11 protein-coding genes are annotated in these 15076 nt (G+C 43.8%); all 11 read right to left on the minus strand.

Annotated elements, in window-relative coordinates; all coding sequences use genetic code 11:
- Window positions 1-120: 120 nt before the first annotated feature.
- The 11 genes from ACYVRS_RS06855 to ACYVRS_RS06905 all read right to left on the minus strand — a co-directional run bounded on the left by ACYVRS_RS06855 (window position 121) and on the right by ACYVRS_RS06905 (window position 15051).
- Entirely contained in the window at window positions 121-1626 is a 1506-nt protein-coding gene (locus ACYVRS_RS06855) for an aldehyde dehydrogenase family protein (protein WP_461203024.1), read from the minus strand.
- A 160-nt stretch (window positions 1627-1786) separates the two neighbouring features.
- Window positions 1787-2389: a YczE/YyaS/YitT family protein gene (locus ACYVRS_RS06860; RefSeq protein WP_054116107.1), complete on the minus strand. Its 603-nt coding sequence runs from the start codon at window positions 2387-2389 to the stop codon at window positions 1787-1789.
- A gap of 119 nt (window positions 2390-2508) precedes the next feature.
- Complete coding sequence (locus tag ACYVRS_RS06865; protein ID WP_461203025.1) at window positions 2509-3993, minus strand: response regulator; 1485 nt, start codon at window positions 3991-3993, stop codon at window positions 2509-2511.
- Window positions 3983-5731 carry a sensor histidine kinase gene (locus ACYVRS_RS06870; RefSeq protein ID WP_461203026.1) on the minus strand — a complete coding sequence of 583 codons (1749 nt, stop codon included), beginning with the start codon at window positions 5729-5731 and terminating at the stop codon, window positions 3983-3985. The genes ACYVRS_RS06865 and ACYVRS_RS06870 overlap by 11 nt, the downstream gene beginning before the upstream one ends.
- On the minus strand, window positions 5724-6344 hold the full coding sequence (locus tag ACYVRS_RS06875) for a YesL family protein (protein ID WP_461203027.1): 621 nt from the start codon (window positions 6342-6344) through the stop codon (window positions 5724-5726). The genes ACYVRS_RS06870 and ACYVRS_RS06875 overlap by 8 nt, the downstream gene beginning before the upstream one ends.
- 255 nt (window positions 6345-6599) lie before the next feature.
- On the minus strand, window positions 6600-8069 hold the full coding sequence (locus tag ACYVRS_RS06880) for an ABC transporter substrate-binding protein (protein WP_312497413.1): 1470 nt from the start codon (window positions 8067-8069) through the stop codon (window positions 6600-6602).
- A 23-nt stretch (window positions 8070-8092) separates the two neighbouring features.
- Complete coding sequence (locus ACYVRS_RS06885; RefSeq protein WP_461203028.1) at window positions 8093-9013, minus strand: carbohydrate ABC transporter permease; 921 nt, start codon at window positions 9011-9013, stop codon at window positions 8093-8095.
- Window positions 9014-9026: 13 nt separating this feature from the next.
- Window positions 9027-9908: an ABC transporter permease gene (locus ACYVRS_RS06890; protein ID WP_313538337.1), complete on the minus strand. Its 882-nt coding sequence runs from the start codon at window positions 9906-9908 to the stop codon at window positions 9027-9029.
- A 209-nt stretch (window positions 9909-10117) separates the two neighbouring features.
- Entirely contained in the window at window positions 10118-11500 is a 1383-nt protein-coding gene (locus ACYVRS_RS06895; RefSeq protein WP_461203029.1) for a glycoside hydrolase family 1 protein, read from the minus strand.
- A complete protein-coding gene (locus ACYVRS_RS06900; RefSeq protein WP_312540446.1) occupies window positions 11497-12366 on the minus strand; it encodes an ROK family protein in 870 nt (289 codons plus the stop codon). Before ACYVRS_RS06900 ends, ACYVRS_RS06895 begins: the two co-directional genes overlap by 4 nt.
- 3 nt (window positions 12367-12369) lie before the next feature.
- A complete protein-coding gene (locus ACYVRS_RS06905; protein ID WP_461203030.1) occupies window positions 12370-15051 on the minus strand; it encodes an alpha-mannosidase in 2682 nt (893 codons plus the stop codon).
- Window positions 15052-15076 lie beyond the last annotated feature (25 nt).

Here is a 15076-nt window from a genome sequence, read left to right on the forward strand (position 1 = left end):
TTATGTGCTGCCATCCTTTTTAATAAAAAAAAACGTTCCTTTACAGGAACATTTTTTTCTGATGGATAGAGGCGCATACATTATCAAGCGTGAATCTCCGATGACTTCTTATTTGTTACGTTACTGTACAAAAAAGCCAGATGGTGCATCACTGGTGTCGATCATGATGTTTTTTGTTTGTGAATAGGCCTCCAGCATCGATTTGTACGTTTCCCTGCCAATGCCGGATTGCTTATACCCGCCAAATGGTGCACCTGCTGGAATTTGATTGTAGGTGTTGACCCAGACACGCCCAGTTTCTAAGCGTTTGGCTACATCGAGGGCCGTATTCAGATTCTGGGTCCACACGCCGCCACCTAGCCCATAAATGGAATCATTGGCCATCTCTACAACTTCATCGACCGTGTCGAACTTGATCACCACAGCCACAGGGCCAAAGATTTCTTCTTGAGCGATGCGCATGTCGTTGGTCACATTGATCAGCAATGTTGGTTCCATGAAACAGCCCCTGGCCAATTGGTCACGAGTGATGATCGCTCCTCCGGCTTTGACGATCGCCCCTTCACGCTTACCGATGTCAACATATTCAAGGATCGACTGGACTTGTTTTTCGTTGACCTGTGCCCCCATTTGGGTGTCTTCCTCCCATGGTAAGCCAACGCGCACACGCTTGAAACGATCCGCCAGCATTTCAACAAATTTGTCATAAATACCAGATTGGACGAATATTCTCGAACCCGCACAGCAGACCTGTCCTTGGTTAAAGAGGATGCCCAACTGCGCCCCATCCAATGCTTTTTCTAGTGGCATATCGTTAAAGAAAATATTCGCCGACTTGCCGCCTAGTTCCAATGTGGCAGGAATCAAACGTGCTGCAGCTGATTTTGCCACATTGTAGCCAACCTCGGTCGAGCCAGTAAAGGCCAACTTCGCGATACCTTCATGGTGCAGCATGTATTCACCAGACTTGCTGCCTTTTCCTGTAATGACATTCAAGACGCCTTTTGGCAGAACATCTTGAATCAAACGGGTAAATTCTAAAATACTTAATGAGGTCGAGGATGACGGATGGATGACGATGGTATTACCGGCAGCCAAAGCTGGCGCAATTTTCCACGCAGCCATCAAAAAAGGAAAGTTCCATGGGATGATCTGACCGACCACACCGATTGGTTCCTTTAAATTGATACTTAGTGTATGTTCCCCGAGAAGCTGCGCCGTTCCTTCTTCTGCTCGGATCACACCCGCAAAATAGCGAAAATGATCTGCACTAAACGGCACATCAATGGCTTTTGTTTCTCGGATCGGTTTGCCGTTATCCAATGTTTCGATCAACGCCAGGTGCGCCGTATTTTCTTCAATGATATCGGCAATTTTCAACAATAAGCGCGAACGTTCTTCGAGGGAAGTTTTGCGCCAAGACGTTAAGGCTTGATTGGCTGCCGCAACGGCTCGGTCAACATCCGTATCAGTTGCATCCACAAATTCCGCCAAGACCTCGCCAGTTGCTGGATTGATGGCGTCGATAGTTCTTCCTTCCGATCCCGAAGTCCATTCGCCATCGATAAATAAGTCAAAATGCTTTTTCTCTTTGGACCAATCTTCCACTAATGCTACACTGTTCATATCATTCCGCCTTTCTCTTTTGTGAAAATAGTTTCAATATAATTATAGCGCTTACATTCAGAATTATCAAAAAAATTTCTAATATAAAACAAAAGCATGATGGCTGTGTAACAGATCCATCATGCTTTTGTTTTTGTGTACAATTCGGGTGCGCATTTTTTTATCCCTCAGCTGGTGCATGAGCAGCCAGAAATTTCAATGTTGCTTCAAAAATCGGACCAATGAAGACGATGCAAAGCAATGTTCCTAGCCCCACACTTGCCCCCAAAGCAAAACCAATCAAGACCATAGCAGCATCTAAGCCGATACGAATCGTTTTTTGGGTCAATTTTGTCCGTTTATAAATCAAGGCAGTCAGCGCCTCTAAAGCCGCAGAGCCTTTGTTGGAAGATACATAGATGCCTGCGCCAATCCCAAATAAAATCGGTGCGGCAATAATTGCCAACCAAGAATAAAATGGCAGGTGGACTGAGATTTTATCCAATATAGGCTCAAAGATCCCAATCAGTAATCCTAGACCGATTCCGTTGATGATACTGCCGATTCCCAATTCTTCACGGCCCAGCAAGGCAACGATCAACAAAACAATGCAGTTGAAACAAAGACTGGCGATCCAAAATGGGCTCTCTACAAAGTTTAAGATACCTAACAAAAAGGTACTGATCGTATCATAGCCTTGATGCGCAGTGATCAGCAAAGATACCGCCAATGCAATCATCCCTGTGCCTAAAAAAACTTGTCCTATTTTTTTTGATTCTTTCACGACATCACACTCTTTTCATCTCATAATCATTCAAATCACTTATTTCAGTTTACCTTGAAAGCGGTCAAATTACTATCTTTTCTGAAGTATTCATTCATTTTTTTGAGAATCATGCCCAATCATTCCAACGATTCATATTGTTGGCTATATTGATCGCGAAATTCCTTTGGTGTCAAACCAGTCAATTTTTTGAACATTTTCGAAAAGTAATTGGTATTGTTATACCCAATCGAATCACCGACTTCGCTGACTGTCTGCATGGTGTGCAAAAGCAGTTTTTGGGCTTGTTTGATGCGTACACGATTGACATATTGGTTGAAGCTCATGTCTGTTTCTTTTTTGAAAAGCTGACCTAGATACACGACACTGACATGGAGTGCTTCGGCGGCAGCTTTGACCGTCAAATCATGGGTGAATCCTTCTTCGATCAGCTGAATCGTTTTTTGTACGATTTCAGAATAGCGTTTTTGACTAGGTTTATTTTTGACCAGCCGCAAAATATCATCAAATAATTCTCGCAGATCTGCCAAAGATTGCGCTTCTTTGATTTTGTTCAAAATCGCCTCATGGTTCTCATCAGACAATGCAGGCAATTGACGGTACATATCATTGAATAAAAGAAATGCTGTATAGCGGACATGTTCTGGATCAGTTTGCGCTTGGGTCAGTGTACCGAAAATATCATCCAACTCTGATTGAACCGTTTTTCGATCACCAATCGTTAAGGCCTTATTAAAGGAAAGCAGTGGTTGCTCTTCATTTCGTTCAAGGATCGATACTGGAATGATTGGTTCTGCCATAAACAGATCTGGATAAAAACTTTGCAAGGATTGTACTTGCTTGATTTTTTCATAGGCATGATAGACATCTTCCCATGCGATAGCCGTTTCGCTGACAATCACTTGACAAGCTTCTTGCTTTTCTTCGATCACTTGATTGAGGCGATCGATGACTTTTTGTCGTTCGCCCACAGCAATCACTGTCAGCTGCCCTTCCTCGATTCTGCCTGGCAGGACGAAGGGTTGGTCTGCCTTTTGCCACAAGCGGCTGATCGTTGTCAGTTGCGCTGGTTCGCCTAAAAATTGCATAACGGTGTAGGGTGGTTTGACATCGCCGTTTTGCATGGACAATAAATGCTGATACTCAGATTCGTTCAATTCATCATTGAGCCACAGCAACAAGCTAGACTCTTGATACAGCTCTTTTTCTGCGGCTAGTTGCTGTTGCGCAGCCAATTCTTCGGCGATTGCGGCGACGCTAGTGCGCAATTCGGTTTTGTTCACGGGCTTGACCAAATAATTGCGCACGCCAAGAGCCATTCCCTGCTTCACGTAATTAAATTCTTGGTAACCGGAGAGGATGATCGAAAAGAACTGATTGCCTGCATCTTGCGCTTGTTGGATCATCTCAATACCATTCATTTCTGGCATTTGGATATCGGTGATCAGCAAATCGACGGTATGATTGGCCAAATACGCCAAAGCATCGGAGGCGTTCTTTGCTGTATAAACCACTTCGAAACCCAACTCGTCCCATGGCACGATCATCGTCAATCCTTGGAGGATCATGTATTCATCATCCACGAACATTGCTTTATACAACATGTGTCATTCCTTTCTTGAGCGCCTCTGGTGTCAAATAGATCGTGATCAAAAATCCCGCATCTTTTTTGGCATCGATCTCCATGCGATACGCTTTGCCGAATAGTCCGCGTAACCGTTCATGGACATTTTTGATGCCGATCGAGGTTTGTTTTTCGATTTCTGCGATTTTCAAAGTATCATTGATTTTCGCAACTTCTTCTGCAGTGGCTCCCTTGCCGTTGTCTTTGATCTGGATCACGATTTGCCCTTCGTCTTTGTATGCTTTGATACTGATTGCATTGTCATTGCGCTGATAATCAATACCGTGGACAAAATAGTTTTCCACCAAAGGCTGCAAGGTGAATTTAGGCAAATACAATTGCGCTAATTTAGGATCCACGGTGACATGATACGCAATCTTGTCTGGATAGCGCATTTGATACAGATAGACATATTTCTCACAAAAAGCGACTTCTTCCGCAAGGGTTTTGACCTTTTCTTGTGTGGTATTATTCCGCAGCAATGCCGAAAATGCATAGACGACATCCGCAAGCTCTTCTTGGTTGCGGCTCAAGGCATACATGCGGATGTATTCCAACGTGTTGTACAGAAAGTGGGGATTGATTTGTGCCTGCAGCGCCCGCATATCCGCATCCCGCTGTTTGATTTCCAATGTATAGATATCCTCGATGTAATCGTTGATACTGACAGTCATTTGGTTGATCGCTTCTGCGATTTCTTTCAATTCTTGTTGCACATTTTTCGTATCGATTTGATTTTTAAAATCTCCTTGGCTAACCGCCTTGGTAGCAGATACGATCGTCTTCACTTGCCATGTATACCGTTTGAAGGTCCGTTGCAATATCCAGAGCAGCAAACCGATGACCGCTGCCCCGATGGCAAAAATCACTAGGGTTTTTTGAATGATTTCTCCCCAGATGATTTTTTTGGACAATAATACCAATGAAATCTCGCCGCTGACTGTCTGCTGACGCTGCACATAATACGCTTTGTCCAATATAGCATCGCCTTGTCCACGGGCCATCACATCATCGATTTGTTGTATTTCTTCTTCACTCAGACCATCAGCACTTTGAAACAATTGCTGCCCATTGGCGGTGTACAAAAAACTGCTCACCCCATGCAGTTGATTGTCTTGTGCTTGATTGGCCATCACAGTATCTGCTTGAAACACAACATACACTTGCCCCAAAGGTTGGGCATAGTTGCTGGGCTGAGAGATTGGGCGGGCAAAATACAACCGATTCGCCAAATCAATCCGTACGTCATTGTGTTTGCCCCCATAAGGTGCTTGTGGGGAAGCGATCAACAAATCATCACTTTCATCTAATTGGACGATTATTTCTTCGATATCAGCGTGTTCTCGCAACAATCGGTACAAAATATTCGGCAAATAGACACTTTGTCCAGATTGACGAAAAATCTCATTGCTATAAGAAAAGTAATCTGGCAAAGACAACTGCAGATAGTTGCGCAACGATTCAAAAGCCGTATCCGATGTCGTAAACTCTCCCAGCACCGAAGAAACAACTGCATTGCGTTCTTTGACGTAGGTGTCTAATTGCATGCTGCTGTTCTCAGCCAAACGATTGCTGGTATTGAAACGCTCGATGCCTGTATAAATACTGAGGGCAAGCATAATCACCAATGCCATCAGGATCAGTAGAAAACTATACAGTTGCATGAGCTGATTGATCAAAAAATCATGCTTCAAGAAGTTGACTTTCGGCTTACGCATCTGTCAAATCCCGTTCAATCAATTCCCGTTCTTGTTTCAGCGCCCCATGGACCCACAATAGCAGCAAACTAAAGGTCCCAAAAAGCAGCAAACCTTTCATGGTCCACGTGATCAAGAGAATGCCCGCAAGGCCGAATATCAGTTTTAAACATGTGCCCATCCGCAAAAATAAGCTGATGAAGGACAGTTTTAGATTGTTGACAAAAGAAAGCTCATAGCACGCATCAAACGTGACTGAAAGCAGATAGAGCAAGATCGATAAGCCAATGACCACGAATAAAATAAAAGAAACCACCAGCCACATCAATCCTTGAAATTGTGTCGCTAAGTATAAATTATACGTAAGGAAAGCAGTCAGTCCTAAAAAAAGATAAAACTGTTTGTTTGCCCGCCAAAAGCCAGCTTTCCAAATCTGCCAGCTTTTGCGAAAGGTTTGTGCCTCATAGGCCAAGCCATCCGACTCAATGAGTGAACTGACTGTATAAAATGCTGGACCAATGCCAAAAACGATGCCCCCTGCCAGTGTCATTCCTACAAAAAACAAGTTCAATTTCATGATTGCCCATATCATGCGGAATCCTTTGACCAATCCGCTACTCGCTGTTTCTTCCATTCATTATTCCTCCCTTATTCATTCAATACTCAAAATGTAGCATGTTTTTCTATTCTTTCTCAAGTTGACTGAGAATCTTTTAATCAAACTATGTACAAATGTCAATATCACTTACTTTATATGTCATCAATGTTATTTTTATTGACTTTTTTCAGAAAATCTCAAGAAAAAAAAGGGCAAAGAGGATTGCATGAACCTGTCGTTCTTGGCAATCACTCTTTGACCAGTCCTTTACTCAAGGGTCAGAAATCGTGTTTATTCTTGACTCGCAAGATACTCGTCAAATTGTTTTTGCATTTCATCTCGCACTGTATCCCAACCTGCTGTTTTTAAATCTTCCACAAGTTTTGGTACATTTTCTTCAGGATCGATCGTCCCTGTTGTCAAACTTGATTTGTAGCGATTCATGACATTGGCAATATTGGTGATCTCAGTTTTGACGCTATCCGTTTTGAAATTGAAGCCTAAAAGTGGTGAAGCTTCCGCATTGGCGATATTTTCATCACGTTCTGCAATCATCTCATCTGTGATCGATTCTTGGGTATACAAGATCATGTTGTTCCCAGTGTTCCAAGCAGACATCCGGGTATTTGGCAGATAACCGTCCAACAAGCGGATCTTGTTGTCCTGGCCTTCAACTTTCTCCCAAGCTTCGCCTTCGACGCCCCAAACTAAGCCGTTCAATAATTCTGCATCACTGTTCAACAAGCCTAAGAATTCAACGGCTTTTTCTTTGTTCTTCGACACATTAGAGACAACAAAGTTGGCCATTTGTGTTTGCGCCGTTGTTTTCAATTGTTTGGTGATTGGTTGTGACACCAATTCTTGGCCAGCCGCATTGGTCAAGATCGTGTCACCGTAATCCATAGGCCCTTGTGTTTCTTCACGCATGAACCAAGTATTTCCTTCCAAAGGATAACCCGTCGTATTGGTTGCCGCATCAGTTGGAATCAACCCTTCGTTGTACCATTTGTGCATCAATTTCAAGTTTTCCATCAATTCTTCATCATCATATTGATTGATGATCTCTGTTGAGTCACCATCTAATTTGACTGCAAAAGGATATTCTTTGCCCATCACATAATCATAGTCCCCAGAAATGTTGTAGGATTGGCCGATCGCAAATGCAGCGATGTTCGGTTCATTTTCATGGAATGTTTTTAAGACTTCTTCTGCATCTTGGTATGATTCGATGCCGCTGATGTCAATATCATATTTGTCTAAATATTGTTTATTGAAGGTCAGAACTTGCTGTGCATAGATATTGCCATTCACAGGAAAAGCATATAATTTACCGTCGATCGTATTGCCTTGGATATAAGACTCATCCAACATATCATACGCTTCTTTGGCATATTCAGGTGCCAATTCAGTCAGATCGGCATACGCGCCTTTCTGGGCATTCGCTACATAATTCGATGCCAATGAAATATCATAATTTTCACCAGAAGAGATGATGGTACTCATTTTTTGGTCCCAATCGCCCCAGCCGATATACTGCAGGTCGATTCGTACATTGATTTTCTCTTCGATTCGTTTGTTGGCGATCTCCATCAACTGATCAAAATTATCTGGTTTGTCCCCGACTTGATACATGAGTAAAGTAGTGACACCATCCGCATTTGTGCTTGAATCTGAAGTATCCCCGCCAGTGCCGCAGGCAGCCATCCCTAAAGCCGTAGCTGCTGCCATACCAGCAAATGCTGTTTTTTTCCACAATTTCATTTTTGTTCCTCCCTCTACTTCTATTATTCTTTCACGCCGCCGATTGTCAAGCCACCTACGAAATATCTTTGGAAAAATGGATAGGTGATAGCAATCGGCAACGTTGCTACAACAACGATTGCCATCCGAGCAGTTTCGCTTGGCAACGCGGCCAACCCGCCTTGGATCTGAGCAGCCATGCCTGAACTTTTGGCTAAGTAGTCCAAGTTGTTTTGGATCCGCATCAAAAGTGCTTGTAAAGGCACTAAAGAATCTTTTTGAATATACAACAATGCATTGAACCAATCGTTCCAATACCCTAATGCTGCAAACAAGCTAATGGTTGCAATACCTGGCACAGCCAATGGTAAGACGATCGATGTAAAGATCCGCATTTCACTTGCGCCATCAATACGAGCTGATTCAATGATGCTGTCTGGCACAGTTTTCTTGAAGAAAGTCCGCATGACCAAGATGTTGAAAGGCCCTAAAGCCATCGGCAAGATCAATGCCCAAATCGTATCTTTCAATTGGATCAAGTTGACCATCACTAAGTAGTTGGCAACCATTCCTGGTGCAAATAACATGGTGATCAATGCAAAAAGTGTAAAAAATCGTCTGAAAGGGAAATTCGACCGTGAAATCACATACGCATACAGTGATGTCATCGTTGCGTTGATGAATGTCCCAAAAACTGTAATAAAGATCGACACGCCAAATGCTTGGAAAATCTTCCCGCTCATGCGACCGCTAAAGAGATAGCTGTATGCCGCGAATGAAAATTCTTGCGGCCAAAAGCGGTAGCCATTTTCTGCCAGCGATGTTTCGTTGGTCAGTGAGATGGCGATCACAAAGAGAAATGGAATCACGCATGAGATGGCGAACAAGGTGATCACAATATTGAAAATCAAATTGACCGTTGGATTGAAGGTGCGAATCTCCACTTTGGTTACTTTCTTTTTCATTTGATTCACCCTCCTAGAATAATGCTGAATCTGGTTCTAATTTACGGACCACCAAATTCGCTGCCAGCAACAGCAATGCCCCAACAACTGATTGATAAAGTCCCGCAGCGGCAGTCATACCGAAATCGCCTGTGGCAGTCAATCCGTTATAAATATAGGTATCTAATACTGCTGTGACTTGATACAATGCGCCGGAATTTTGTGGCACTTGATAGAACAAGCCAAAATCGGCTCTAAAAATACCACCGATGTTCAAAATCAATAATACGGAAATCATTGGCAACAACTGCGGCAAAGTGACATTTTTGATTTGCTGCCACTTGTTGGCCCCATCTACCATCGCAGCTTCATAATAGGATTGATCGATCCCCACCACTGATGCGTAGTAAATGATACTGTTGTAACCCAAACTTTTCCACACATTCATAAAGACGAAGATAAACGGCCACCATTTCGGATCGGCGTACCAGTTGATACTTTCGCCACCCATGTTGTTGATCCATTGGTTGATGATCCCTTTATCTGGGCTTAAGAAAGCATACACGAAGTAAGAAATGACTACCCATGATAAAAAGTATGGCAGCAAGGACATCGTGTGGTACACTTTGACCAATTTTTTATTTCGTAATTCACTCATAATAATGGCAAATGCAATAGCAAAAAAGAGATTGAATGCCAAAAAGACAATATTGTATAACAAGGTATTTTTAGTGATCAGCCACGCATCATTCGAGGCAAATAAAAATTTAAAGTTATCGAACCCTACCCATGGGCTTTCTCTCAAACTGGCCAAAAAGCCATCGGGGGAAATGTGGAAGTCTTTAAATGCCACCACATTCGCTAATACTGGTATGTAGAAAAAAAAGATAAACCAAATGACGCCAGGCAAAGCCATTAATATTAACGCTTTATACTGCCAGACATTTTTCAAAAAACCCTTTTTCTTCACGTTTCATCATCTCCTTCTGGTATAAGAATAACGCTTTCATGGTTAGAAATGAATGAACAAACTAAAGGTAAAATGAAACAAATTAAAGGTGTTTAGAAACAAAAAAACTACCCGCAGTGAGGCTTGCGGATAGTTGCACTGTTGATGAAGGGCAATTAAAACCCATTTTCTTGAATCACTTCTTTAAACCAGTAACCAGACTGCTTGATCGTGCGTTCTTGGGTCTCTAAATTGATGGAAATAAAGCCATAACGATTCTTGAAGGCGTTCAACCAAGACCAATTGTCCGTAGCCGCCCACATATGATACCCCAGACAATGCGCACCTTCTTCGATTGCTTGATGGACATAACGTAAGTGGTCTTTGACAAATTGAATACGATAATCGTCTTCGATCATGCCTGATGCATTTTTGAAACGCCCTTCATCTTCTACGCCCATCCCATTCTCTGAAATAAAGCAAGGAATATTGCCATAGTTGTCTCGCAGATTGATCAAGGTATCATAAATGCCTTTTTCGTAGATTTCCCAACCACGATACGGATTGATTTTTTTGTCTGGCCAGTCATAATAATCGAAGTAATCTTCTGGCATTGGCCGCTGTTCCTGTTTCGACGATCGTTTCTGTTGGACGCGCCGAGGTTGATAGTAGTTGACACCTAACAAATCCACTGTATTGTCGCGGATCACTGTCAAGTCTGCGGCTTCAGTGACTGGAAGGATACCTAAATCATCGAGGACCGCCACCAATTCCTTAGGAAAAGTCCCTTTGACGGCTGGATCTAAAAATGACCGGTTAAAAAAGGCATCCGCAAGCACTGCGGCTTGTTGGTCAGCAGGATCCTGCGGGTCTTTGGGATAGGTGGGGGTAAGATTTAAAATAATGCCGATTTGCCCATCACACGCAGATTGGCGGAACTTTTGGATCGCCAAAGCACTAGCCAGCGCTTCATGATAGCCCACTTGTACAGCCATTGATAAATCCACCACTGCTGGATAATGTTGTTGGTACAAATACCCCATTTCGACGGGAACGATGGGTTCATTTTGTGTGAACCAGTGTTTGACTTTATCACCAAACAAATCAAAACATATTTTGGCATAGTCGCCAAAAGCCGTGACTGTTTCTCGATTGAGCCAACCCCCTTCATTTTGCAGCGCCATCGGCATATCAAAATGATAAAGATTGACAAAAGGTTCGATTCCTCGTGCCAGCATCTCATCAAAATACTGATGATAAAAAGCCACCGCTTCTGGATCAACTTTGCCTCGACCTTTTGGGATCAACCGGCTCCACTGGATAGATGTCCGAAAAGAATTGAAGCCGATTTCTTCCATGCAGCGCAAATCTTCTTGAAAATGCGTCAGTACTTGGGTGGTTTGTCCTGGGCCTTGACCTTGGAAAAATTTTTCAGGATTGGTTGTATACCAATGGTCCCAGATGGACGTTCCTTTGTTGTCATTTGGCAAACGGCCTTCTGTTTGCGGACCGCTGGCAGCGGCTCCCCACCAGAATCCTTTGGGAAAGTGGATCGTCATTTCTGCCCCACCTTTTCTTGCGCCAACAGCAGACAACCTGTGATGCCGCTTTGATTTGGTAAAGCCCATGCGGCAATATAATCATCCACAGGTGGTGTTTCCATGTAACCCGCCATTTGCTGCACAAATGCGTCTTTGATTTTTGTCAATAAATGCGGTTGGTTCATCACGCCCCCGCCAATGATGATTTTCTCGGGTGCCAAGGTTAATGTGATATTAACCAACGCTTGGCCGATATAGAAGGATTGCAGGTCCCATACAGCGTGATCTGCTGGCAGATCTTGTCCTTTGATCCCCGTTCGTCCTTCCAATGACGGACCTGCAGCCAGACCTTCCAAGCAGTCATGGTGATAAGGACATGTCCCTTGATAGCTATCTTCTGGATGCCGTTTGACAAAGGTATGCCCAATTTCTGGATGGCCGATTCCTTGGAATAATGCCCCTTCTCTGACAACTCCTGCGCCGATCCCTGTACCCACCGTCATATAGACACAGCTGTTTTTGCCTTGGGCTGCCCCTAAGCGCAGTTCTCCGTAAGCAGCCGCGTTGACATCGGTCGTCCAAATGATTGCCGTATCCGGCCATTGGCTGGACAATGCACCGACCAAATCTATTTGCTGCCAGCCAGCTTTGGGTGTTGCCAAAATATGTCCATAATTGGCCTGTTGCGGATCAATACCGATTGGCCCAAATGACCCAACCCCCACCGCCTTCATGGGATAGGGCGCAAAAAAGTCAAAAATGGCTGTCAACGTTTCTGTTGGTGTGGTCGTAGGAATGGATATTTGGTCAACGACCGTCATCGCTTCATCTGCGACGGCACAAATCATTTTTGTGCCGCCAGCTTCAATCCCGCCAATATACATCTGCTATCTCTCCTTTAACCCAATCGTTCGAATCTCGTAAGGTTTGATTGTCTGCGTTGGCATGTTGTCGGTGCCTTCTTCTAAAAGATTCAGCACTTCTAAGTTCATTTGGTCTTTTTGTACGTGAAACGCTGTTTCTTGATCGGCCAAATTATACCCGCGCAAGACGATTTGGTCTTGGTTGCGGCTGCGTTTGAATGCGGTGATTGCTGTCGTATCACCTTGTGCGTTGATATAGTGCACAGCAGGTGCCAATGTACCAGTTTGATGGGCAATTTGTGCCGCGGTCCATGGAATTTGTGCTGCCTGGGCTTGTTTATATGTGTCATATCTTTCTTCTGGCGTGCCATGGAAAGCAATGCCATAGTCAAAAGTATGTTGACCTAAACATTGCGCTTCTGGTGTTGGGAAATAGCCCCAATCGCCAAGTTCACCAGTACAACGCAATAGCGTTAAACAAATTGTATCATCCACGATCTCATATTCGTTCAAACCAAAGTTGGACACAGTCACCCCTTTATGGTCATCATGCAAATTAGCAAAAGCATGCTGATGCTGAGGATTCGTTGGATTCTCCCAATGGCTAGATACCTTATTGGGCCGTTTGACCACTTCATAAATACTGTCTGCCTCATGGAAATCAACATGGATTCCAGTTGGGAATAATGCCCGCAAACGATGGTCTTTGCTCTGGTTATTGACTGTCGTCTGAAATGCTACTCGCTGACTATCCCGCTCTAAACGTACTTGTGTTGTCAGTGTGAATGGCACCAAGTCTTGATTTCGCTGCGCTTTGCGGAATCGAAAATCAACGACCGCTTTTTGTTCTTCTGCTAAACGTTCATCTGCCGCAGAGGGAATCATCAACGTTTGACGAATCTCGACCACACCTACTAGGTCAGTATTTTCGATCACGTTGATTTGATGAGGGAAAGCAGTGGAGAGAATCGCTTGATCTCCTTCTGGTTGTTTAAAGATATATTCATTGGCAATATCACCGACATTTTCAAAGACCAATAGATTTTCAAATGTATCGCCAGTCTGATGATTGGTGACCGCCAAACTGCCATTGTCGGCAATATCGATTGTCAGATGCGCATTCGCCAGTTGCCGCCCCTCTTCTTTCACGATCAAATCAGCCATTGAGCCAGCTGCTTCGGATTCCACTAAGGCATAGGTTTGCCAAGAAAATTCAGCCATCTCTTGAACGGCCACTTGAAGTGTCACAAAGCGTTTCATGTAAGGGATTCTGAACGCATCTTTTGGCAAGTCATAATCAAATAATACTTCTTCCTCTTGAATGATTGCTTCAACTTGGTTTCCAGCGGCATCAATCACCTTATAATTGCTTTTCGGTTTATCTTTCAATGCCTGGTATAGTTTGCTGGGCATGCCCTCTCTAAAGGTCTTTCTCTCCAGTTCAACAGTGACTGGCACAAGACCAGAACGCGCTGTTCCAGCTGTATTGAAGACCACAAAAGGACGGCTATTTTCTGGAAATACAGTTGTATCGATTGCTTCTGTCAACTGACGCAGGGCTTCTTCAGCCACGTATTTGCCGATTTCATTGGCTTTTTCGAATCGCGGCATCATTTCTCGGTGCACTTCATCCACTGAGCAGCCGCAAATACTGTCATGGGGGTGGTTTTGCATCAAGGTCTTCCAACCAAAATCCAAGATATCATGCGGATAGTCTTGTGTTAGGTCATAGGCCATCGTTGCTAATGGCTCAGCGACATTTTCTAGTTGCCGCGAGACGCGGGTGTTCCATTGTTTCAAATAGACCCGTGTAGAAGCCGTGTTGGCTAAAGTATACCATCCGTCTGTTTCTTGACTGGTTAATTCGCCAGTAATGGTACCAAGATCGTCTGGCAGATCTTCTTGCACAGCTGCCAAGTATTCGGTAAAGCTGGCATGTTTGAATTCATATTCCGGATATAATTCATTGGCCAATCGAATCGCCGCTGAGATATCTTTTTGCACTGGCTGATGATCCACGCCGTTCATCATCAAGTAATGATTGGTGGCGCCAAATTTCTCTACATCCGCCAATTTTTGATCCCAAAAGGCTTTGGCCGCTTGTTTCTCTGCAGGAATCTCATTGCCGTTCGAATACCAGTTGGCAAATAGCAAGCCAAAAATCTTACTGCCGTCTGGTCCTTCCCAGTGCATTTCAGAATATTGCGAAGTGAATTGATCATCTGGCAAGACTTCATTGTCAAAACCAATCGGTTTGACACCGCGGCCAAATGCCGCACTCTCAAGGTTGGCTTGCAGCATCATTTGCGGCGTTTGCCCCATGTTGCCAAAGGTATCTGGGAAGTAGCCCAACATCACTGGTGTGCCCCATTTTTTGCTTTCAGCCATGCCAATCAACATATTGCGGGTGTTCGATTCAGCACTGATCAGGAAATCATCTTGCAAAATATAGAATGGCCCAATCTGCAATTTGCCTTGTTGGATCGCTGCTTGAACGGCTGCTCTTTTTTCTGGCCGCACTTCTAAATAATCATCCAAGATGATCGTTTGTCCGTCTAAGTGAAAACTATGGAAATCAGGGTCGGTGTCGATCAATGACAAAAGATCGTCCATCAATTCGACCAAACGCATATGGTGCTGTTCATAAGGCATGTACCATTCTCGATCCCAGTGACTGTGGGAAACGATATAGACTTGTTTTTTCATCGCTATTGCTCCTTGCTCTATTTTC

It is taken from the genome of Enterococcus salsurae (assembly GCF_054784955.1).

Coding starts and splice junctions, on each gene's coding strand:
- ACYVRS_RS06905 (WP_461203030.1), bottom strand. CDS start 15,051: ATGAAAAAACAAGTCTATATCGTTTCCCACAGTCACTGGGATCGAGAA.
- ACYVRS_RS06870 (WP_461203026.1), bottom strand. CDS start 5,731: ATGCGTAAGCCGAAAGTCAACTTCTTGAAGCATGATTTTTTGATCAAT.
- ACYVRS_RS06865 (WP_461203025.1), bottom strand. CDS start 3,993: ATGTTGTATAAAGCAATGTTCGTGGATGATGAATACATGATCCTCCAA.
- ACYVRS_RS06885 (WP_461203028.1), bottom strand. CDS start 9,013: ATGAAAAAGAAAGTAACCAAAGTGGAGATTCGCACCTTCAATCCAACG.
- ACYVRS_RS06880 (WP_312497413.1), bottom strand. CDS start 8,069: ATGAAATTGTGGAAAAAAACAGCATTTGCTGGTATGGCAGCAGCTACG.
- ACYVRS_RS06890 (WP_313538337.1), bottom strand. CDS start 9,908: ATGGCTTTGCCTGGCGTCATTTGGTTTATCTTTTTTTTCTACATACCA.
- ACYVRS_RS06900 (WP_312540446.1), bottom strand. CDS start 12,366: ATGTATATTGGCGGGATTGAAGCTGGCGGCACAAAAATGATTTGTGCC.
- ACYVRS_RS06855 (WP_461203024.1), bottom strand. CDS start 1,626: ATGAACAGTGTAGCATTAGTGGAAGATTGGTCCAAAGAGAAAAAGCAT.
- ACYVRS_RS06875 (WP_461203027.1), bottom strand. CDS start 6,344: ATGGAAGAAACAGCGAGTAGCGGATTGGTCAAAGGATTCCGCATGATA.
- ACYVRS_RS06895 (WP_461203029.1), bottom strand. CDS start 11,500: ATGACGATCCACTTTCCCAAAGGATTCTGGTGGGGAGCCGCTGCCAGC.